The sequence below is a fragment of the Escherichia sp. AM3 genome, assembly GCF_032029835.1.
In the GTDB taxonomy this organism is placed as follows: Bacteria; Pseudomonadota; Gammaproteobacteria; order Enterobacterales; family Enterobacteriaceae; genus Escherichia; species Escherichia coli.
Genome location: NZ_JAVUPQ010000017.1, coordinates 20,099 through 41,862, shown reverse-complemented (window position 1 = coordinate 41,862; position 21,764 = coordinate 20,099). Strand labels below are relative to the sequence as shown.

At 52.4% G+C, this 21,764-nt stretch carries 19 protein-coding genes, 2 pseudogenes and 1 other annotated feature; of the genes and pseudogenes, 16 read left to right on the top strand and 5 right to left on the bottom strand.

Annotation, left to right across the window (positions count from 1 at the left end; translation table 11 throughout):
- Positions 1 to 4: 4 nt before the first annotated feature.
- The 5 genes from dnaN (at position 5) to yidA (ending at position 6,186) form a co-directional block, all read left to right on the top strand.
- Complete coding sequence (gene dnaN, locus RTW80_RS09530; RefSeq protein ID WP_000673464.1) at positions 5 to 1,105, top strand: DNA polymerase III subunit beta; 1,101 nt, start codon at positions 5 to 7, stop codon at positions 1,103 to 1,105.
- Positions 1,105 to 2,178: a DNA replication/repair protein RecF gene (gene recF / locus RTW80_RS09525; protein WP_000060112.1), complete on the top strand. Its 1,074-nt coding sequence runs from the start codon at positions 1,105 to 1,107 to the stop codon at positions 2,176 to 2,178. The genes dnaN and recF overlap by 1 nt, the downstream gene beginning before the upstream one ends.
- 28 nt (positions 2,179 to 2,206) lie before the next feature.
- Positions 2,207 to 4,621, top strand: a complete 2,415-nt coding sequence (gyrB, locus tag RTW80_RS09520) for a DNA topoisomerase (ATP-hydrolyzing) subunit B (RefSeq protein WP_000072067.1) — start codon at positions 2,207 to 2,209, stop codon at positions 4,619 to 4,621.
- 239 nt (positions 4,622 to 4,860) lie between these two features.
- Positions 4,861 to 5,259 carry a YidB family protein gene (locus RTW80_RS09515; protein WP_000522208.1) on the top strand — a complete coding sequence of 133 codons (399 nt, stop codon included), beginning with the start codon at positions 4,861 to 4,863 and terminating at the stop codon, positions 5,257 to 5,259.
- Between the two features lie 114 nt (positions 5,260 to 5,373).
- The gene (gene yidA, locus RTW80_RS09510; RefSeq protein WP_000985541.1) at positions 5,374 to 6,186 is read left to right on the top strand and encodes a sugar-phosphatase; all 813 of its coding nucleotides are present in this window, start codon (positions 5,374 to 5,376) and stop codon (positions 6,184 to 6,186) included.
- A 45-nt stretch (positions 6,187 to 6,231) separates the two neighbouring features.
- Here the strand turns inward: yidA and yidX are convergent, their stop codons facing one another.
- On the bottom strand, positions 6,232 to 6,888 hold the full coding sequence (gene yidX, locus RTW80_RS09505) for a protein YidX (RefSeq protein WP_000772934.1): 657 nt from the start codon (positions 6,886 to 6,888) through the stop codon (positions 6,232 to 6,234).
- 277 nt (positions 6,889 to 7,165) lie between these two features.
- Between yidX and dgoR the strand changes: the two genes are divergently transcribed.
- The 5 genes from dgoR (at position 7,166) to RTW80_RS09480 (ending at position 11,888) form a co-directional block, all read left to right on the top strand.
- Entirely contained in the window at positions 7,166 to 7,855 is a 690-nt protein-coding gene (gene dgoR / locus RTW80_RS09500; protein ID WP_312718980.1) for a D-galactonate utilization transcriptional regulator DgoR, read from the top strand.
- Entirely contained in the window at positions 7,852 to 8,730 is an 879-nt protein-coding gene (gene dgoK / locus RTW80_RS09495; protein ID WP_000127092.1) for a 2-dehydro-3-deoxygalactonokinase, read from the top strand. The genes dgoR and dgoK overlap by 4 nt, the downstream gene beginning before the upstream one ends.
- Positions 8,714 to 9,331, top strand: coding sequence for a 2-dehydro-3-deoxy-6-phosphogalactonate aldolase (gene dgoA, locus RTW80_RS09490; RefSeq protein WP_063119283.1), 618 nt, complete (start codon positions 8,714 to 8,716; stop codon positions 9,329 to 9,331). Before dgoK ends, dgoA begins: the two co-directional genes overlap by 17 nt.
- Positions 9,328 to 10,476, top strand: coding sequence for a galactonate dehydratase (gene dgoD / locus RTW80_RS09485; protein ID WP_032247401.1), 1,149 nt, complete (start codon positions 9,328 to 9,330; stop codon positions 10,474 to 10,476). The genes dgoA and dgoD overlap by 4 nt, the downstream gene beginning before the upstream one ends.
- A 74-nt stretch (positions 10,477 to 10,550) precedes the next feature.
- Entirely contained in the window at positions 10,551 to 11,888 is a 1,338-nt protein-coding gene (locus RTW80_RS09480; RefSeq protein ID WP_000253455.1) for an MFS transporter, read from the top strand.
- Here RTW80_RS09480 and cbrA read toward each other — a convergent pair.
- Complete coding sequence (gene cbrA, locus RTW80_RS09475; RefSeq protein ID WP_001338669.1) at positions 11,849 to 12,949, bottom strand: colicin M resistance lipid reductase CbrA; 1,101 nt, start codon at positions 12,947 to 12,949, stop codon at positions 11,849 to 11,851. The two genes, RTW80_RS09480 and cbrA, sit on opposite strands and share 40 nt — an antisense overlap.
- A 100-nt stretch (positions 12,950 to 13,049) precedes the next feature.
- On the opposite strand from cbrA, the gene RTW80_RS09470 reads away from it, so the two are divergent.
- Positions 13,050 to 14,264: a DUF3748 domain-containing protein gene (locus RTW80_RS09470; protein WP_001742429.1), complete on the top strand. Its 1,215-nt coding sequence runs from the start codon at positions 13,050 to 13,052 to the stop codon at positions 14,262 to 14,264.
- A 1-nt stretch (position 14,265) separates the two neighbouring features.
- Here the strand turns inward: RTW80_RS09470 and RTW80_RS09465 are convergent, their stop codons facing one another.
- Entirely contained in the window at positions 14,266 to 14,598 is a 333-nt protein-coding gene (locus RTW80_RS09465) for a YceK/YidQ family lipoprotein (protein WP_000620888.1), read from the bottom strand.
- Between the two features lie 239 nt (positions 14,599 to 14,837).
- Positions 14,838 to 14,910: a sequence feature (ROSE (Repression Of Heat Shock gene Expression) occurs in the 5'-region of heat shock genes and acts as an RNA thermometer to modulate expression.), on the top strand.
- Between RTW80_RS09465 and ibpA the strand changes: the two genes are divergently transcribed.
- The 3 genes from ibpA (at position 14,904) to RTW80_RS09450 (ending at position 17,714) form a co-directional block, all read left to right on the top strand.
- Positions 14,904 to 15,317 carry a small heat shock chaperone IbpA gene (ibpA, locus tag RTW80_RS09460; RefSeq protein WP_001243437.1) on the top strand — a complete coding sequence of 138 codons (414 nt, stop codon included), beginning with the start codon at positions 14,904 to 14,906 and terminating at the stop codon, positions 15,315 to 15,317. (Overlaps the previous feature by 7 nt.)
- Before the next feature lie 111 nt (positions 15,318 to 15,428).
- On the top strand, positions 15,429 to 15,857 hold the full coding sequence (gene ibpB, locus RTW80_RS09455) for a small heat shock chaperone IbpB (RefSeq protein WP_001243431.1): 429 nt from the start codon (positions 15,429 to 15,431) through the stop codon (positions 15,855 to 15,857).
- Between the two features lie 195 nt (positions 15,858 to 16,052).
- Positions 16,053 to 17,714: a putative transporter gene (locus tag RTW80_RS09450; protein WP_001279763.1), complete on the top strand. Its 1,662-nt coding sequence runs from the start codon at positions 16,053 to 16,055 to the stop codon at positions 17,712 to 17,714.
- On the opposite strand, the gene RTW80_RS09445 is transcribed toward RTW80_RS09450, so the two are convergent.
- On the bottom strand, positions 17,711 to 18,427 hold the full coding sequence (locus RTW80_RS09445; RefSeq protein ID WP_001309076.1) for a GntR family transcriptional regulator: 717 nt from the start codon (positions 18,425 to 18,427) through the stop codon (positions 17,711 to 17,713). The two genes, RTW80_RS09450 and RTW80_RS09445, sit on opposite strands and share 4 nt — an antisense overlap.
- Positions 18,428 to 18,722: 295 nt before the next feature.
- Between RTW80_RS09445 and RTW80_RS09440 the strand changes: the two genes are divergently transcribed.
- Positions 18,723 to 20,339 carry a PTS sugar transporter subunit IIB gene (locus tag RTW80_RS09440; protein ID WP_032247400.1) on the top strand — a complete coding sequence of 539 codons (1,617 nt, stop codon included), beginning with the start codon at positions 18,723 to 18,725 and terminating at the stop codon, positions 20,337 to 20,339.
- Positions 20,339 to 21,661, top strand: a pseudogene (locus tag RTW80_RS09435) (6-phospho-alpha-glucosidase). Before RTW80_RS09440 ends, RTW80_RS09435 begins: the two are co-directional and overlap by 1 nt.
- On the opposite strand, the pseudogene RTW80_RS09430 reads toward RTW80_RS09435, so the two are convergent.
- Positions 21,658 to 21,732: pseudogene (locus tag RTW80_RS09430) on the bottom strand (hypothetical protein); the annotation flags it as partial. The pseudogenes RTW80_RS09435 and RTW80_RS09430 overlap by 4 nt on opposite strands.
- Between the last annotated feature and the right edge of the window lie 32 nt (positions 21,733 to 21,764).

Below are 21,764 nucleotides of genomic sequence, written 5' to 3'. Positions count from 1 at the left end.
ACCTATGAAATTTACCGTAGAACGTGAGCATTTATTAAAACCGCTACAACAGGTGAGCGGTCCGTTAGGTGGTCGTCCTACGCTACCGATTCTCGGTAATCTGCTGTTACAGGTTGCTGACGGTACGTTGTCGCTGACCGGTACTGATCTCGAGATGGAAATGGTGGCACGTGTTGCGCTGGTTCAGCCACACGAGCCAGGAGCGACGACCGTTCCGGCGCGCAAATTCTTTGATATCTGCCGTGGTCTGCCTGAAGGCGCGGAAATTGCCGTGCAGCTGGAAGGTGAACGGATGCTGGTACGCTCCGGGCGTAGCCGTTTTTCGCTGTCTACCCTGCCAGCGGCGGATTTCCCGAACCTCGATGACTGGCAGAGTGAAGTCGAATTTACCCTGCCGCAGGCAACGATGAAGCGTCTGATTGAAGCGACCCAGTTTTCTATGGCGCATCAGGACGTTCGCTATTACTTAAATGGTATGCTGTTTGAAACCGAAGGTGAAGAACTGCGCACCGTGGCAACCGACGGCCACCGTCTGGCGGTCTGTTCAATGCCAATTGGTCAATCTTTGCCAAGCCATTCGGTGATCGTACCGCGTAAAGGCGTGATTGAACTGATGCGTATGCTCGACGGCGGCGACAATCCGCTGCGCGTACAGATTGGCAGCAACAACATTCGCGCCCACGTTGGCGACTTTATCTTCACCTCCAAACTGGTGGATGGTCGCTTCCCGGATTATCGCCGCGTTCTGCCGAAGAACCCGGACAAACATCTGGAAGCTGGCTGCGATCTGCTCAAGCAGGCGTTTGCTCGCGCGGCGATTCTCTCTAACGAGAAATTCCGCGGCGTACGTCTTTATGTCAGCGAAAACCAGCTGAAAATCACCGCCAACAACCCGGAACAGGAAGAAGCGGAAGAGATCCTCGACGTTACCTATAGCGGTGCGGAGATGGAAATCGGCTTCAACGTCAGTTATGTGCTGGATGTTCTGAACGCGCTGAAATGCGAAAACGTCCGCATGATGCTGACCGATTCGGTTTCCAGCGTGCAGATTGAAGATGCGGCCAGCCAGAGCGCGGCTTATGTTGTCATGCCAATGAGACTGTAATGTCCCTCACCCGCTTGTTGATCCGCGATTTCCGCAACATTGAAACCGCGGATCTCGCCTTATCTCCCGGCTTTAACTTTCTGGTAGGTGCCAACGGCAGTGGCAAAACCAGCGTGCTGGAAGCCATCTATACGCTCGGCCATGGTCGGGCGTTTCGCAGTTTGCAGATTGGTCGCGTCATTCGCCATGAGCAGGAGGCGTTTGTTCTCCACGGGCGATTACAGGGCGAAGAGCGCGAGACAGCGATTGGCTTAACCAAAGACAAACAGGGCGACAGCAAAGTCCGCATCGACGGTACAGACGGGCATAAGGTCGCGGAACTGGCGCACCTGATGCCAATGCAGTTGATAACGCCAGAAGGGTTTACTTTACTCAACGGCGGCCCCAAATACAGAAGAGCATTCCTCGACTGGGGATGCTTTCACAACGAACCCGGATTTTTCACCGCCTGGAGCAATCTCAAGCGATTGCTCAAGCAGCGCAATGCGGCGCTGCGCCAGGTGACACGTTACGAACAGCTACGCCCGTGGGATAAAGAGCTGATCCCGCTGGCGGAGCAAATCAGCACCTGGCGCGCGGAGTATAGCGCCGGTATCGCGGCTGATATGGCCGATACTTGTAAGCAATTTCTCCCTGAGTTTTCTCTGACTTTCTCTTTCCAGCGCGGCTGGGAGAAAGAGACAGAATATGCTGAGGTGCTGGAACGTAATTTTGAACGCGATCGCCAGCTAACCTACACCGCGCATGGCCCGCATAAAGCGGACTTACGCATTCGCGCCGACGGTGCGCCGGTGGAAGATACCTTATCGCGTGGGCAGCTTAAGCTGTTGATGTGCGCCTTACGTCTGGCGCAAGGAGAGTTCCTCACCCGTGAAAGCGGGCGGCGGTGTCTCTACCTGATAGATGATTTTGCCTCTGAGCTTGATGATGAGCGTCGCGGGCTGCTTGCCAGCCGCTTAAAAGCGACGCAATCACAGGTCTTTGTCAGCGCGATCAGTGCTGAACACGTTATAGACATGTCGGACGAAAATTCGAAGATGTTTACCGTGGAAAAGGGTAAAATAACGGATTAACCCAAGTATAAATGAGCGAGAAACGTTGATGTCGAATTCTTATGACTCCTCCAGTATCAAAGTCCTGAAAGGGCTGGATGCGGTGCGTAAGCGCCCGGGTATGTATATCGGCGACACGGATGACGGCACCGGTCTGCACCACATGGTATTCGAGGTGGTAGATAACGCTATCGACGAAGCGCTCGCGGGTCACTGTAAAGAAATTATCGTCACCATTCACGCCGATAACTCTGTCTCTGTACAGGATGACGGGCGCGGCATTCCGACCGGTATTCACCCGGAAGAGGGCGTATCGGCGGCGGAAGTGATCATGACCGTTCTGCACGCAGGCGGTAAATTTGACGATAACTCCTATAAAGTGTCCGGCGGTCTGCACGGCGTTGGTGTTTCGGTAGTAAACGCCCTGTCGCAAAAACTGGAGCTGGTTATCCAGCGCGAGGGTAAAATTCACCGTCAGATCTACGAACACGGTGTACCGCAGGCTCCGCTGGCGGTTACCGGCGAGACTGAAAAAACCGGCACCATGGTGCGTTTCTGGCCCAGCCTCGAAACCTTCACCAATGTGACCGAGTTCGAATATGAAATTCTGGCGAAACGTCTGCGTGAGTTGTCGTTCCTCAACTCCGGCGTTTCCATTCGTCTGCGCGACAAGCGTGACGGCAAAGAAGACCACTTCCACTATGAAGGCGGCATCAAGGCGTTCGTTGAATATCTGAACAAGAACAAAACGCCGATCCATCCGAATATCTTCTACTTCTCCACCGAAAAAGACGGTATTGGCGTCGAAGTGGCGTTGCAGTGGAACGATGGCTTCCAGGAAAACATCTACTGCTTTACCAACAACATTCCGCAGCGTGACGGCGGTACTCACCTGGCAGGCTTCCGTGCGGCGATGACCCGTACCCTGAACGCCTACATGGACAAAGAAGGCTACAGCAAAAAAGCCAAAGTCAGCGCCACCGGTGACGATGCGCGTGAAGGCCTGATTGCGGTCGTTTCCGTGAAAGTGCCGGACCCGAAATTCTCCTCCCAGACCAAAGACAAACTGGTTTCTTCTGAGGTGAAATCGGCGGTTGAACAGCAGATGAACGAACTGCTGGCAGAATACCTGCTGGAAAACCCAACCGACGCGAAAATCGTAGTTGGCAAAATTATCGATGCTGCCCGTGCCCGTGAAGCTGCGCGTCGCGCGCGTGAAATGACCCGCCGTAAAGGTGCGCTCGACTTAGCGGGCCTGCCGGGTAAACTGGCAGACTGCCAAGAACGCGATCCGGCGCTTTCCGAACTGTACCTGGTGGAAGGGGACTCCGCGGGCGGCTCTGCGAAGCAGGGGCGTAACCGCAAGAACCAGGCGATTCTGCCGCTGAAGGGTAAAATCCTCAACGTCGAGAAAGCGCGCTTCGATAAGATGCTCTCTTCTCAGGAAGTGGCGACGCTTATCACCGCGCTTGGCTGTGGTATCGGTCGTGACGAGTACAACCCGGACAAACTGCGTTATCACAGCATCATCATCATGACCGATGCGGACGTCGACGGCTCGCACATTCGTACGCTGCTGTTGACCTTCTTCTATCGTCAGATGCCGGAAATCGTTGAACGCGGTCACGTCTACATCGCTCAGCCGCCGCTGTACAAAGTGAAGAAAGGCAAGCAGGAACAGTACATTAAAGACGACGAAGCGATGGATCAGTACCAGATCTCTATCGCGCTGGACGGCGCAACGCTGCACACCAACGCCAGTGCACCGGCATTGGCTGGCGAAGCGTTAGAGAAACTGGTATCTGAGTACAACGCGACGCAGAAAATGATCAACCGCATGGAGCGTCGTTATCCGAAAGCAATGCTGAAAGAGCTTATCTATCAGCCGACGCTGACGGAAGCCGACCTCTCTGATGAGCAGACCGTTACCCGCTGGGTGAACGCGCTGGTCAGCGAACTGAACGACAAAGAACAGCACGGCAGCCAGTGGAAGTTTGATGTCCACACCAATGCCGAACAAAACCTGTTCGAGCCGATTGTTCGCGTGCGTACCCACGGTGTGGATACTGACTATCCGCTGGATCACGAGTTTATCACCGGTGGCGAATATCGTCGTATCTGCACGCTGGGTGAGAAACTGCGTGGCTTGCTGGAAGAAGATGCGTTTATCGAACGTGGCGAGCGTCGTCAGCCGGTAGCCAGCTTCGAGCAGGCGCTGGACTGGCTGGTGAAAGAGTCCCGTCGCGGCCTCTCCATCCAGCGTTATAAAGGTCTGGGCGAGATGAACCCGGAACAGCTGTGGGAAACCACCATGGACCCGGAAAGCCGTCGTATGCTGCGCGTTACCGTTAAGGATGCGATTGCCGCTGACCAGTTGTTCACCACGCTGATGGGCGACGCCGTTGAACCGCGCCGTGCGTTTATTGAAGAGAACGCCCTGAAAGCGGCGAATATCGATATTTAATGGCGCTAACCATGCGAGCGTGCCTGATGCGCTACGCTTATCAGGCCTACGAAAATCTTGCAATGTATTGAATTTTCATGATTTTGTAGGCCGGATAAGGCGTTCACGCCGCATCCGGCAAGAAGCTATAAGAAAAGGGCGGAGATCATCTCCGCCCTTTTTATTTCTGCAATCCGCAATTATCATCCCGCAAATCTATACTTTTTGGGTCAACACGTAACGCTTTACAGGTGATTATCATGGGGCTTTTTGATGAAGTTGTCGGTGCCTTTCTGAAAGGCGATGCGGGGAAATATCAGGCTATTTTAAGTTGGGTTGAGGAGCAGGGCGGCATTCAGGTGCTGCTGGAAAAACTGCAAAGTGGCGGCTTAGGGGCCATTCTCTCAACCTGGCTGAGTAATCAACAGGGCAATCAATCGGTTAGTGGCGAGCAACTGGAATCGGCGCTCGGCACAAATGCGGTGTCCGATCTTGGACAAAAACTTGGCGTGGATACCAGTACAGCTTCCAGTTTACTGGCAGAACAATTGCCGAAGATTATTGATGCGCTCTCACCGCAAGGTGAAGTGTCTCCACAAGCCAATAACGATCTGCTTTCCGCAGGCATGGAACTGCTGAAAGGGAAACTCTTCCGCTAAGCAAATGGGGAGCATGCAACCCGCGTTGCATCCCCCTTTTCCCTCGGGTGTTGTACTGATTTTTGAGCGGAATCGCGTTAGCATGGGTCAGGAACTAATCTACCTGGGGAACTCATGGCTATCAAACTCATTGCTATCGATATGGATGGCACCCTTCTGCTACCCGATCACACCATTTCACCCGCCGTTAAAAATGCGATTGCCGCAGCTCGCGCCCGTGGCGTGAATGTCGTGCTAACGACGGGTCGCCCTTATGCAGGTGTTCACAATTACCTGAAAGAGCTGCATATGGAACTGCCGGGCGACTACTGCATTACTTATAACGGCGCGCTGGTACAGAAGGCCGCTGATGGTAGCACCGTGGCGCAAACCGCTCTCAGCTATGACGACTACCGTTTCCTGGAAAAACTCTCTCGCGAAGTCGGTTCTCATTTCCACGCCCTGGACCGCACCACGCTGTACACCGCCAACCGTGATATCAGCTACTACACGGTGCATGAATCCTTCGTTGCCACAATTCCGCTGGTGTTCTGCGAAGCGGAGAAAATGGACCCCAATACCCAGTTCCTGAAAGTGATGATGATTGATGAACCCGCCATCCTCGACCAGGCTATCGCGCGTATTCCGCAGGAAGTGAAAGAGAAATATACCGTGCTGAAAAGTGCGCCGTACTTCCTCGAAATCCTCGATAAACGCGTTAACAAAGGTACGGGGGTGAAATCACTGGCCGACGTGTTAGGTATTAAACCGGAAGAAATCATGGCGATTGGCGATCAGGAAAACGATATCGCAATGATTGAATATGCAGGCGTCGGTGTGGCGATGGATAACGCTATTCCTTCAGTGAAAGAAGTGGCGAACTTTGTCACCAAATCTAACCTTGAAGATGGCGTGGCGTTTGCTATTGAGAAGTATGTGCTGAATTAATCTGTGGGCGGGCAAACAGCATAAACGCGTTTGCCCGCTTACTGATTATTGGTTTACTGCATATACAACCAGAAATTGCAGCGGTGCAGTAATGATGTCCAGCGTAACAGTCACTGGCAGTAATGCTGCGGAAACACCATCCGGAATGCCTCTGGGTGAATAGTATTCATAAAATCGCACTTTAAATGGATGGTAGAACGCCATCACCTTTGAGTAATCCATGTTTTTATTTTTCTCATGGATTGTGCCTTTTAGGTTTTCCAGTGACCTGGTACAGTGTTGAACACCACAGGCAAAACCATAATGCGTTGCCAGTGCCTTTTCTTCTTCGTTATTCCAGTAGTAGTAAAGCGATATTGTGCCGGTAAATTTCTTTTTCCCCGCATTTAAAACAAATCTTGCGTCATCGGCAACCTGAATATTGTGCCGGTTAAGTGCTGGATCATTGAGCATCTTAACGATGTCATCGGCACCATCAGTGATAAGGTAATCCAGCGATTCCCCTACAAAAACATAGCCTTTTGTTCCATTACTATCTTTTGCCTGCGATAGCCCAGTGATGGTGTCTGACTGCGATTGATACTTTCCTGAACTACCCTTTGCGGTATGGGAAACCAGAGCATACGAGATACAGCCTGAAAGCATCAGCGCCAGTGGGAATAAACCGGCAGCCTTAAAAAATCCCTTAAAATTCAACTTCATGATTAATCCTTTAAACGAGTAGCTAAGCCGTTGAAAGCATACTCTTCTTTCCCTCCTGTTTAGCGCCTGATATCCCTTTTCAGATTTCTGCCCGACGCATGTCATTTTTTTATGCATTGTTCTTTTTGTGATCTAAATTGTAGTACAACAATATAAGTTTGTACTACATTACACGCACGGCAAACGCGAACGTCATCACGCTGGTACTACAAAGTTGCCGCGTTATGCATCGATCGGGGTAAAGTAGAGAAGAACATACAGAGCACAAGGACTCTCCATGACTCTCAATAAAACCGATCGCATTGTCATTACGCTGGGTAAACAGATCGTTCACGGCAAATACGTGCCAGGCTCGCCGCTTCCGGCTGAGGCGGAACTCTGTGAGGAGTTTGCAACCTCGCGCAACATCATCCGTGAGGTGTTCCGTTCGCTGATGGCGAAGCGGCTGATTGAAATGAAACGTTATCGCGGGGCGTTTGTGGCACCGCGTAACCAGTGGAATTACCTCGACACTGACGTACTGCAATGGGTGCTGGAAAATGACTACGACCCACGGCTTATCAGTGCCATGAGCGAAGTGCGAAATCTGGTGGAACCGGCGATTGCCCGTTGGGCAGCAGAGCGCGCGACTTCCAGCGATCTGGCGCAGATTGAATCGGCGCTGAACGAGATGATTGCCAACAATCAGGACCGCGAAGCGTTTAACGAAGCGGATATTCGCTACCACGAGGCGGTGCTGCAGTCGGTGCATAACCCGGTGTTACAGCAACTTAGCATTGCGATCAGTTCGCTGCAGCGGGCGGTTTTTGAACGAACCTGGATGGGCAATGAGGCCAACATGCCGCAAACGCTCCAGGAACATAAGGCGCTGTTCGATGCGATACGACATCAGGACGGCGATGCGGCAGAGCAGGCGGCGCTTACCATGATCGCCAGCTCGACACGAAGGTTAAAGGAAATCACATGACAGCTCGCTACATCGCAATTGACTGGGGATCGACCAATCTGCGCGCCTGGCTTTATCAGGGCGACCACTGCCTGGAGAGCAGGCAATCAGAAGCAGGCGTCACGCGCCTGAACGGAAAATCTCCGGCTGCGGTGTTAGCAGAAGTCACGACCGACTGGCGTGAAGAGAAAACGCCAGTGGTAATGGCAGGAATGGTTGGCAGCAACGTCGGCTGGAAAGTTGCACCGTATTTATCTGTTCCTGCCTGTTTTTCGTCTATTGGCGAACAATTAACGTCAGTTGGCGACAATATCTGGATTATTCCCGGATTATGTGTCTCTCATGACGATAACCACAATGTGATGCGCGGCGAAGAAACACAATTGATCGGCGCGCGAGCTCTGGCTCCTTCCTCTCTTTATGTCATGCCCGGAACTCATTGCAAATGGGTGCAGGCCGATAGCCAGCAAATCAACGATTTTCGCACCGTGATGACCGGTGAATTACATCATTTACTGTTAAATCACTCATTGATTGGCGCAGGTTTGCCGCCGCAGGAAAACTCTGCCGATGCCTTCACAGCTGGCCTTGAGCGTGGTCTTAATACGCCCGCCATATTGCCGCAGCTTTTTGGAGTTCGCGCCTCGCATGTGCTGGGAACACTTCCCCGCGAACAGGTCAGCGAATTTCTCTCTGGTTTGTTGATTGGCGCAGAGGTCGCCAGTATGCGCGACTATGTGGCCCATCAACACGCCATCACCCTTGTCGCCGGAACATCGCTGACCGCGCGCTACCAGCAAGCCTTTCAGGCGATGGGTTGCGACGTGACGGCGGTGGCGGGCGACACGGCATTTCAGGCTGGTATAAGGAGCATCGCTCATGCAGTGGCAAACTAAACTCCCGCTGATCGCCATTTTGCGCGGTATTACGCCCGACGAGGCGCTGGCGCATGTTGGCGCGGTGATTGACGCCGGGTTCGACGCGGTTGAAATCCCGCTGAATTCCCCACAATGGGAGCAAAGCATTCCCGCCATCGTTGATGCGTACGGCGACAAGGCGTTGATTGGCGCAGGTACGGTACTGAAACCTGAACAGGTCGATGCGCTCGCCAGGATGGGCTGTCAGCTCATCGTTACGCCCAATATCCATAGTGAAGTGATCCGCCGTGCGGTGGGCTACGGCATGACCGTCTGCCCCGGCTGCGCGACGGCGACCGAAGCCTTTACCGCGCTCGAAGCGGGCGCGCAGGCGCTGAAAATATTTCCGTCATCGGCTTTTGGTCCGCAATACATCAAAGCGTTAAAAGCGGTATTGCCATCGGACATCGCAGTCTTTGCCGTTGGCGGCGTGACGCCAGAAAACCTGGCGCAGTGGATAGACGTAGGTTGTGCAGGGGCGGGCTTAGGCAGCGATCTCTATCGCGCCGGGCAATCCGTAGAGCGCACCGCGCAGCAGGCAGCAGCATTTGTTAAGGCGTATCGAGAGGCAGTGCAATGAAAATCACCAAAATTACCACGTATCGTTTACCTCCCCGCTGGATGTTCCTGAAAATTGAAACCGATGAAGGCGTGGTCGGTTGGGGCGAGCCCGTGATCGAAGGCCGCGCCCGTACGGTGGAAGCGGCAGTTCACGAGCTGGGTGACTATTTGATTGGTCAGGATCCATCGCGCATCAATGACTTATGGCAAGTGATGTATCGCGCCGGATTCTATCGCGGCGGTCCGATCCTGATGAGCGCCATCGCCGGGATTGACCAGGCGTTATGGGATATCAAAGGTAAAGTGCTGAATGCGCCGGTCTGGCAACTGATGGGCGGCCTGGTTCGCGACAAAATTAAAGCCTACAGTTGGGTCGGCGGCGATCGTCCGGCGGATGTTATCGGCGGCATTAAAACCCTGCGCGAAATCGGCTTCGATACCTTCAAACTGAACGGTTGTGAAGAACTGGGGCTAATTGATAACTCCCGCGCGGTAGATGCGGCAGTCAACACCGTGGCACAAATTCGTGAAGCTTTTGGCAATCAGATTGAGTTTGGTCTTGATTTCCACGGTCGCGTCAGCGCGCCGATGGCGAAAGTGCTGATTAAAGAACTGGAGCCGTATCGCCCGCTGTTTATTGAAGAGCCGGTGCTGGCAGAACAAGCCGAATACTACCCGAAACTGGCGGCACAAACGTATATTCCACTGGCGGCGGGTGAGCGCATGTTCTCACGCTTCGATTTTAAACGCGTGCTGGAGGCAGGCGGTATTTCGATTCTGCAACCGGATCTCTCCCATGCAGGCGGTATTACTGAATGCTACAAAATTGCCGGAATGGCAGAAGCCTATGATGTGACCCTTGCGCCGCACTGTCCGCTCGGACCGATTGCACTGGCGGCTTGCCTGCATATCGACTTTGTTTCCTATAACGCCGTACTTCAGGAACAAAGTATGGGCATTCATTACAACAAAGGCGCGGAGTTACTCGACTTTGTGAAAAACAAAGAGGACTTCAGCATGGTTGGCGGCTTCTTTAAACCGCTAACGAAACCGGGCTTAGGCGTGGAAATCGACGAAGCTAAAGTTATTGAGTTCAGTAAAAATGCCCCGGACTGGCGTAATCCGCTCTGGCGTCATGAAGATAACAGCGTAGCAGAGTGGTAATTCCTGCCACGTAAGCCCCTCATCGGGCACTAAAACAGCAATACAAAAATATAACCCTCTGTAAATTACAGGGCATGGTGAGCGGCTTCGCTATGCCCAAAATCTGGAGAAAGCTCGCTATGGATATTCCCGTTAATGCAGCAAAGCCGGGGCGTCGGCGTTATCTGACGCTGGTGATGATCTTTATTACGGTGGTCATTTGTTATGTTGACCGCGCTAACCTGGCCGTGGCTTCCGCCCATATTCAGGAAGAGTTCGGTATTACCAAAGCGGAAATGGGCTATGTATTTTCGGCCTTCGCCTGGCTTTATACGCTATGTCAGATCCCCGGCGGTTGGTTTTTAGATCGCGTAGGTTCTCGCGTGACTTATTTTATTGCGATATTTGGCTGGTCAGTGGCGACTTTATTCCAGGGCTTTGCCACGGGATTAATGTCATTAATTGGTCTGCGCGCGATAACCGGTATTTTCGAAGCGCCCGCTTTCCCGACCAATAACCGGATGGTGACCAGCTGGTTCCCGGAACATGAACGCGCTTCTGCCGTTGGTTTTTATACGTCTGGTCAGTTTGTCGGTCTGGCGTTTCTGACTCCGCTGCTGATCTGGATTCAGGAGATGTTGAGCTGGCACTGGGTGTTCATTGTCACCGGTGGTATCGGCATTATCTGGTCGCTGATTTGGTTTAAGGTTTATCAGCCGCCGCGCCTGACCAAAGGTATCAGCAAAGCTGAACTGGATTACATTCGTGATGGCGGCGGTCTGGTGGATGGCGATGCGCCGGTGAAAAAAGAGGCACGTCAGCCGTTAACAGCCAAAGACTGGAAACTGGTGTTTCATCGTAAACTGATCGGCGTCTATCTTGGGCAATTTGCGGTGGCTTCTACACTGTGGTTTTTCTTAACCTGGTTCCCGAACTATTTAACCCAGGAAAAAGGAATCACGGCGCTGAAAGCAGGCTTTATGACCACGGTGCCATTCCTCGCGGCGTTTGTCGGCGTCCTGCTCTCTGGCTGGGTCGCGGATCTGCTGGTACGTAAGGGCTTTTCACTGGGCTTTGCGCGTAAAACGCCGATTATCTGCGGCTTGCTGATCTCCACCTGCATTATGGGCGCTAACTACACTAACGATCCGATGATGATTATGTGCCTGATGGCGCTGGCATTCTTCGGCAACGGTTTTGCTTCGATTACCTGGTCGCTGGTCTCTTCTCTGGCACCGATGCGCCTGATTGGTTTAACCGGCGGCGTGTTTAACTTCGCCGGTGGTCTGGGCGGCATCACCGTTCCGCTGGTGGTGGGGTACCTGGCGCAGGGTTACGGTTTCGCACCTGCACTGGTTTATATCTCCGCCGTCGCGTTGATTGGCGCGCTCTCTTACATCCTGCTGGTGGGCGATGTGAAGCGCGTTGGATAATCTTTCAACTGTGGAATATGCGCCACACCACTGCGCATAATCCACTTTCTTAAAGCCGGTGCGGTCAGGCATCGGCTTTTTACTATCTTGCCGAAGAGTTTTAAACGCAGTTTGCGGGTGGCGCGCCAGTAGGCGGCGTTGCTCTTCTCCGGCTGCTTCAGTAACACCGCACGCAGAATCTCTGCGCTATCCAGCGCATAGCTAATCCCCTCCAGCGAGCTGGCGCTGATAAATCCTGCCGCTTCGCCAATCAGAAAGGCGTTGTCCTTACCGCAGACAAAATCCTGCCAGCGCGAGGGAAACAGCACCGTGCATTTTTCGCTTTTCACCGCCTTACCAAACTGGAACTGAAAGGCGCTCATTTTCTCTTTCAGCGTCGTGAAACGCGTCTGACCGTCTTTCATTGGATAAGCACCGCCAAAGATAAAATAACCGTCTTTGCTGATACTCCATGAATAACAGTCAGTTATTTCATTATCAAAGATGCAGGAGTAGAACGGTACCGGATGTTTCTCTGCAAACCACTGCTGGATAGCGACATATTTACGGATTTGATGATCCGGGTAGAGATGTCGCCGCACCATCGAGTTGGCACCATCGGCACCGACCAGATAGCGGGCGGAAATATGCTGCTCCCAACCGTCTGCACGAAAAATGACATGCCATTTATCATCCTCACGCCAGATTTTCCGGCACAGGCTATCGTGGTAAACCTCAACGCTGGCGGGGATCAGTGATTTCATCCACAAGTCGAAAGCGTGGCGATTAATATTGATATAGCTTCGCTGGTAGTTACGTGTGAGCGATGCGGCGACGTCGACGGTTTTGACGCTGAAAATCTGCGGATTGGCGATCACATCGACAGGGAGCGTCAGTCCATCGCGAATAAAAGAACGCTGCGCGTCCGGTGCCAGCAGACCGCCACAAGGTTTGCTGAAACCTTCAGTACCACACTGGTGCTTTTTATCCAGCGCGATCACCTGCATTTTGCCGGCTAACTTTCGTGCCAACGCCGACCCTGCCGGGCCGAGGCCAATAATCGCCACGTCGAAATGTTCCATCTTTTCACTCACATTCATCACGATGGCAAAAGACTATTGTCTGAAAGTGAAGTCCTTGTGAAGTATGATGGCGGGACCCGTTTTGTATCAGGACCGCGCCATGAAACAGATAACCTTTGCTCCCCGTAATCACCTGCTCACCAATACCAATACCTGGACGCCCGACAGCCAGTGGCTGGTATTTGACGTGCGTCCTTCTGGCGCGTCGTTTACCGGCGAGACCATTGAGCGTGTGAATATCCATACCGGCGAGGTCGAGGTTATCTATCGCGCGTCACAGGGCGCACACGTCGGCGTGGTGACCGTTCATCCAAAGTCAGAGAAATATGTCTTTATTCACGGCCCGGAAAATCCTGATGAAACATGGTATTACGATTTCCATCACCGTCGCGGCGTGATTGCTGAAAGCGGCAAGGTGAGCAATCTCGATGCAATGGATATTACTGCACCGTACACCCCAGGAGCGCTGCGCGGCGGCAGCCATGTGCATGTCTTTAGCCCGAACGGTGAAAGGGTGAGCTTTACCTATAACGACCATGTAATGCAAGAACTCGATCCGGCGCTGGATTTGCGAAACGTCGGTGTTGCTGCGCCGTTTGGCCCGGTCAACGTACAAAAGCAGCATCCGCGTGAATACAGCGGTAGCCACTGGTGCGTGCTGGTGAGCAAAACCACGCCCACGCCACAGCCTGGCAGTGATGAAATCAATCGTGCTTATGAAGAAGGATGGGTAGGAAATCACGCGCTGGCATTTATTGGCGACACACTTTCGCCAAAGGGCGAGAAAGTGCCGGAGCTGTTTATCGTTGAGTTACCGCAAGATGAAGCTGGCTGGAAAGCGGCAGGTGATGCGCCGTTAAGCGGAACGGAAACAACCCTGCCCGCGCCACCGCGTGGCGTCGTGCAGCGACGTTTAACCTTTACCCACCATCGGGCTTATCCGGGGTTAGTCAACGTCCCGCGCCACTGGGTGCGCTGTAATCCGCAGGGTACGCAAATCGCGTTTTTAATGCGTGATGATAACGGCATTGTGCAACTGTGGCTTATCTCGCCACAGGGCGGCGAGCCGCGCCAGTTAACCCATAACAAAACGGATATTCAGTCTGCATTTAACTGGCATCCGTCAGGAGAATGGTTGGGCTTTGTGCTGGATAATCGAATTGCTTGTGCCCATGCGCAAAGTGGCGAGGTTGAGTATTTAACCGAAAACCACGCCAATCCGCCTTCTGCGGATGCCGTGGTCTTCTCACCGGATGGTCAATGGCTGGCGTGGATGGAAGGTGGCCAGCTGTGGATCACCGAAACTGATCGCTAAATCAGTTATCAGGCATTCTGGCCGGTGGAATAACCGCATTGGTGGCTTGCGCGTTGGCTTCGCTTTTTTCAACGCGCGAGCGCACCGAGCTGTCTTTGCGGAACACATCCCACGGCAGTAAAAGCGTGTCCATCACAGCGGTAAACGGCATATCGAGGATCGCCAGCGACTTAGTGCCCCAGTTGGTTTCATCGTCGCCAATCATGGTGGCGCTGGCGCGGGTGCCGGGATACGTTCCTTCTTTCCCCCCGGTATGGGACATCACGCTGGAGCATCCTCCGAGTAATGTCATTCCGCTGCATATCATGAACGCTAACAACACATTTCTTATCATAATAAATTCATCTGTTGATCGTGGGTGTTGGCCTGATGAGTTATAGCGATCCCTTGCTGAAAATAACATCATCATTACGTCGCTCTGTGGCGGCAATCGCACTTTAACGTTTCGTGCTGCCCCCTCAGTCTATGCAATAGACCATAAACTGCAAAAAAAAGTCCGCTGATAAGGCTTGAAAAGTTCATTTCCAGACCCATTTTTACATCGTAGCCGATGAGGACGCGCCTGATGGGTGTTCTGGCTACCTGACCTGTCCATTGTGGAAGGTCTTACATTCTCGCTGATTTCAGGAGCTATTGATTATGCGTAACTTTGATTTATCCCCGCTTTACCGTTCTGCTATTGGATTTGACCGTTTGTTTAACCACTTAGAAAACAACCAGAGCCAGAGTAATGGCGGCTACCCTCCGTATAACGTTGAACTGGTAGACGAAAACCATTACCGCATTGCTATCGCTGTGGCTGGTTTTGCTGAGAGCGAACTGGAAATTACCGCCCAGGATAATCTGCTGGTGGTGAAAGGTGCTCACGCCGACGAACAAAAAGAGCGCACCTATCTGTACCAGGGCATCGCTGAACGCAACTTTGAACGCAAATTCCAGTTAGCTGAGAACATTCATGTTCGTGGCGCTAACCTGGTAAATGGTTTGCTGTATATCGATCTCGAACGCGTGATTCCGGAAGCGAAAAAACCGCGCCGTATCGAAATCAACTAATTCCCTAAGGCCGCCTGGCGCGGCCTGACATCTCCATGCTCGCCGTCAGGGAGCATATGCGAATCTTCGGATTTGCAGGTACTTACTCGCTTCTTAGAAGGAGAAATGACTATGCGTAACTTCGATTTATCCCCACTGATGCGTCAATGGATCGGTTTTGACAAACTGGCCAACGCACTGCAAAACGCCGGTGAAAGCCAGAGCTTCCCGCCGTACAACATTGAGAAAAGCGACGATAACCACTACCGCATTACCCTTGCGTTGGCAGGTTTCCGTCAGGAAGATTTAGAGATTCAACTGGAAGGTACGCGCCTGAGCGTAAAAGGCACGCCGGAGCAGCCAAAAGAAGAGAAAAAATGGCTGCATCAAGGGCTTATGAATCAGCCATTTAGCCTGAGTTTTACGCTGGCTGAAAATATGGAAGTCTCTGGCGCAACCTTCGTAAACGGTTTACTGCATATTGATTTAATTCGTAACGAGCCTGAACCCATCGCAGCGCAGCGTATCGCTATCAGCGAACGTCCCGCGTTAAATAGCTAACTAGCTATTCTCTTTGCCCCGCCATTCTGGTGGGGCTTTTTTTGTCTTTCTTCTTCAACAATGCGTTAAATTTCGACTGTTTAAGATATTTCGGCACGTTCTTTCCCGTGATAATGTGCGCTATAAGGCAAATCTGCTTCACCGATTCAGCCATAATCCGTAGCAATTAAAATGTTATCTCAAGAGAAATGGACGATGAGTGATATAGCATTAACGGTCAGTATTCTGGCTTTGGTGGCAGTCGTCGGTTTGTTTATCGGCAACGTCAAATTTCGCGGCATAGGATTAGGTATTGGCGGCGTGCTGTTTGGTGGGATCATCGTCGGCCATTTTGTTTCTCAGGCGGGAATGACATTAAGTAGCGATATGCTGCATGTTATTCAGGAATTTGGCCTGATCCTGTTCGTTTATACCATCGGGATTCAGGTGGGTCCGGGCTTCTTTGCCTCATTGCGCGTCTCCGGATTACGCCTCAACCTGTTTGCTGTTCTGATCGTCATCATCGGTGGTCTGGTTACCGCCATCCTGCATAAACTGTTTGATATTCCACTGCCGGTAGTGCTGGGGATTTTCTCCGGTGCGGTAACCAATACGCCAGCGCTGGGGGCAGGGCAGCAGATCTTGCGCGACCTGGGTACACCAATGGAAATGGTCGATCAGATGGGGATGAGTTATGCGATGGCGTATCCATTCGGCATTTGCGGGATATTGTTCACCATGTGGATGTTGCGGGTTATTTTCCGCGTCAATGTCGAGACAGAAGCCCAGCAGCACGAGTCTTCACGCACCAATGGCGGCGCGCTGATCAGGACTATCAATATTCGCGTTGAGAACCCTAACCTGCATGATTTAGCCATTAAAGATGTACCTATTCTCAACGGCGACAAAATTATCTGCTCGCGTCTGAAACGTGAAGAAACCCTAAAAGTTCCTTCGCCAGATACCATTATCCAACTGGGCGATTTGCTGCATCTGGTGGGGCAGCCAGCGGATTTACATAATGCGCAACTGGTGATTGGTCAGGAGGTCGATACCTCGCTGTCTACGAAAGGCACTGATTTGCGCGTCGAGCGTGTGGTGGTCACCAATGAAAACGTGCTCGGAAAACGTATTCGCGACCTGCACTTTAAAGAACGCTATGACGTTGTTATCTCGCGCCTGAACCGTGCCGGGGTCGAACTGGTCGCCAGTGGCGATATCAGCCTGCAGTTCGGCGATATTCTCAACCTGGTGGGGCGTCCGTCCGCAATTGATGCCGTTGCCAATGTGCTGGGGAATGCGCAGCAAAAACTGCAACAGGTTCAGATGTTGCCGGTGTTTATTGGTATCGGGCTTGGCGTATTGTTAGGCTCTATTCCCGTCTTTGTGCCGGGATTCCCGGCCGCGTTGAAACTGGGGCTGGCGGGCGGTCCGCTGATTATGGCGTTGATCCTCGGGCGTATCGGCAGTATTGGCAAGCTGTACTGGTTTATGCCGCCAAGTGCCAACCTCGCGCTGCGGGAGCTGGGGATCGTGCTGTTCCTCTCGGTCGTTGGTCTGAAATCTGGTGGGGATTTTGTGAATACCCTGGTCAATGGCGAAGGGCTAAGCTGGATTGGTTATGGTGCCCTGATCACCGCCGTTCCGCTGATTACTGTTGGTATTCTGGCGCGGATGTTAGCCAAAATGAATTACCTGACCATGTGCGGGATGCTGGCTGGCTCCATGACCGATCCACCGGCGCTGGCATTTGCTAATAATCTTCATCCAACCAGCGGTGCAGCGGCGCTCTCTTACGCCACTGTCTATCCGTTAGTGATGTTCCTGCGCATTATCACCCCCCAATTACTGGCGGTGCTCTTCTGGAGTATCGGTTAACTCTTTTCCGGGTGGAGTCGCCGTAAATGGTACTCCACCTGGTATTCGTTGGCATTTCTGAACATTACTGAATAATTCAAAAACTCCCCGCTCTCGCTATATGACAACGAGGTGATCCGCAGCAGTGGCGTGTGTTCCGCTACCTTCATTTGCCGCGCCAGCAGTCTATCGGCGAGCACCGGCGTCAGGCTTTCATAATTACCGCCAATCAAAATCCCGCACTCTTGTTCAATATATTCAAACTTCGACCCTTCCAGATGTTGCAGCGAAAGATTACGGAACAGTTTTACCGGCATATAGCTGTCTTCCAGCATCAGCGGTTTCCCTTCCACAAAACGAACGCGACGGGAGAAGTAGATCTGCTCGTTGATTTGAATCCGTAACTGGCTGGCAATGGCCGGAGGCGCAGGCATGATTTCAAAAATCAGCACCTGGCTGGTGACCGTTTTTCCCTGCCGTTTTAACACCTCCACCAGCCCGGTCAGGCTGGCGGTTTGATGCAGTACATCTTTGCGCACCAGGTAAGTGCCGCTGCCGTGGCGGCGGACCACCAACCCCCACGCTACCAGCAGGTCAATCGCTTTACGGATGGTCATCCGCGATACCGCAAATTCTTCCGCCAACTTTTTTTCACCGGGAAGAAGGCTGTTTAGCGTGAAATCTGCGGAATTAAGTCGAATTCTTAACCGCTCCGCAATGCTTTTGTAGATCATCTCTAGATCTCTTTTTTGCCTGCAAGCCCGGGTAATGCGCCCACAAGTTCTGCTTAATCGATTGAAAAAACATCTTTTTTTTAAAGATGTGTTCGATGCTGTGTACCAGTGCTCACAGATGTCTACTTTTTCGCGAAAACGTAGATCTCTACCGCCCAACGAAAAGCATGAAAGCGATCACGAATCCCATTGGGTCGTCATGTTCTGCCGATCGCATCTTCCTATCCTCGCTCCAGGCCTGCCGCATAACCAATCAGGCTTCCTACTTACAGAATTGAGAAAAGAGGATGTGGAAATGCTCAGTCAAATTCAACGCTTTGGCGGCGCGATGTTCACGCCAGTGCTGCTGTTTCCCTTCGCCGGGATTGTGGTGGGTCTTGCCATCTTGCTGCAAAACCCGATGTTTGTCGGGGAATCACTGACCGATCCGAACAGTTTATTCGCGCAAATCGTACACATTATTGAAGAGGGCGGTTGGACGGTATTCCGTAATATGCCGCTGATTTTTGCTGTCGGTTTACCCATTGGCCTTGCTAAGCAAGCGCAGGGGCGTGCTTGTCTGGCGGTGATGGTGAGTTTCCTGACCTGGAACTATTTCATCAACGCGATGGGAATGACCTGGGGAAGCTACTTCGGCGTCGATTTCACTCAGGACGCGGTGGCAGGTAGCGGTCTGACAATGATGGCCGGGATTAAAACCCTCGATACCAGCATTATCGGCGCAATTATCATTTCCGGCATTGTGACGGCGCTGCATAACCGTCTGTTCGATAAAAAACTGCCGGTTTTTCTCGGCATTTTCCAGGGGACGTCTTATGTGGTGATTATCGCCTTCCTGGTGATGATCCCCTGTGCCTGGCTGACGTTGCTCGGCTGGCCAAAAGTACAAATGGGGATTGAATCTCTGCAAGCGTTCCTGCGTTCGGCGGGTGCACTTGGGGTCTGGGTTTACACCTTCCTCGAACGTATTCTGATCCCAACCGGTTTACACCACTTCATCTACGGACAGTTTATCTTTGGTCCGGCAGCTGTTGAAGGCGGCATTCAGATGTACTGGGCGCAGCATCTGCAAGAGTTCAGTTTGAGCGCCGAGCCGCTGAAATCGTTGTTCCCGGAAGGCGGTTTTGCCCTGCACGGTAACTCAAAAATCTTTGGTGCCGTGGGCATTTCTTTAGCGATGTACTTCACTGCCGCACCGGAAAATCGGGTAAAAGTGGCGGGCTTGCTGATTCCCGCAACCTTAACCGCCATGCTGGTGGGAATTACCGAACCGCTGGAATTTACCTTCCTGTTCATTTCACCGTTGCTGTTTGCGGTACACGCCGTGCTGGCGGCCTCAATGTCGACCGTAATGTATCTCTTTGGTGTGGTGGGCAACATGGGCGGAGGTCTGATTGACCAGGTTTTACCGCAAAACTGGATCCCGATGTTCAGCAACCACGCGGATATGATGCTGACCCAAATCGCCATTGGGTTGTGCTTTACCCTGCTGTACTTCGTGGTTTTCCGCACACTGATTCTGCAGTTCAACATGTGCACGCCGGGACGTGAAGATGCGGAAGTGAAACTCTACTCAAAAGCCGAATACAAAGCCTCGCGAGGCCAAACCACCGCGGCAGAGCCAAAAAAAGAGCTGGATCAGGCTGCCGGTATCCTGCAAGCCCTGGGCGGGGTCGGCAATATCTCCAGCATTAACAATTGCGCGACGCGTTTACGTATTGCACTGCATGACATGTCACAAACGCTGGATGACGAAGTCTTTAAAAAGCTGGGAGCGCACGGCGTCTTCCGTAGTGGCGATGCCATTCAGGTGCTCATTGGTCTGCATGTATCCCAGCTGCGTGAACAGCTCGATAGCTTAATTAATTCTCATCAATCAGCAGAAAATGTTGCCATTACGGAGGCAGTATAATGACCAAATTCTCAGTGGTTGTCGCAGGCGGTGGAAGCACCTTTACGCCAGGCATCGTGTTGATGCTCCTGGCGAATCAGGACCGTTTCCCGCTTCGTGCACTGAAATTTTATGATAACGATGGTGCGCGGCAGGAAGTGATTGCCGAAGCCTGTAAAGTCATCCTTAAAGAGAAAGCGCCGGACATTGCGTTTAGTTACACCACCGATCCTGAAGTGGCATTCAGCGACGTTGATTTTGTCATGGCGCACATCCGCGTCGGCAAGTACCCGATGCGCGAACTGGATGAAAAAATCCCACTGCGCCACGGTGTTGTTGGTCAGGAAACTTGCGGACCCGGCGGAATAGCGTACGGCATGCGTTCCATTGGCGGCGTCCTGGAACTGGTGGATTATATGGAAAAATATTCACCAAACGCCTGGATGCTCAACTACTCCAACCCGGCAGCAATTGTCGCAGAAGCCACGCGTCGTCTGCGCCCGAATGCGAAAATCCTCAACATCTGTGACATGCCAATCGGTATTGAAAGCCGGATGGCGCAAATTGTTGGGCTGCAAGATCGCAAACAGATGCGCGTGCGCTACTACGGCCTGAACCACTTTGGCTGGTGGACATCAATTGAAGATTTGCAGGGCAACGACCTGATGCCCCAGCTGCGGCAATATGTCTCTAAGCACGGTTATGTTCCACCGCTGCAAGATACACATACTGAAGCGAGCTGGAACGACACCTATGCAAAAGCGCGGGATGTCCAGGCACTGGACCCGGATACATTACCAAACACCTATCTGAAATATTATCTCTTCCCGGATTATGTCGTTCAGCATTCCAACCCTGAACATACCCGCGCGAATGAGGTGATGGAACATCGCGAGTAACAGGTTTTCGATGCTTGCCGCGCCATTACGGCGGCAGGAAATTCAGCGGCGGGCAAGCTGGAAATTGACGAACATGCGTCATACATCGTCGATCTGGCGGCGGCAATTGCCTTCAACACTCAGGAGCGGATGTTGCTGATTGTGCCTAACAACGGGGCAATTCATAACTTTGATGATGAAGCGATGGTCAAAATCCCGTGTCTGGTCGGGCACAACGGACCAGAACCACTGGTGGTCGGCGATATCCCGCAGTTTCAGAAAGGGTTAATGAGTCAGCAAGTGGCGGTGGAAAAACTGGTCGTGGACGCCTGGGAACAGCGTTCATATCAGCACCTGTGGCAGGCGATTACGTTATCGAAAACGGTACCGAGCGCCTCGGTCGCCAAAGCTATTCTGGATGAGTTGCTGGAGGCCAACAAAGCGTACTGGCCAGAGTTACGTTAATTGTGTGAACTGGCATCCGTTGGGTGCTGGTCCGTATTCTTTAGCACGGCTGACGGCGCATAACCAAATTTATCCGGTGCGCCGTAAAACCCCGTCCTTCAGG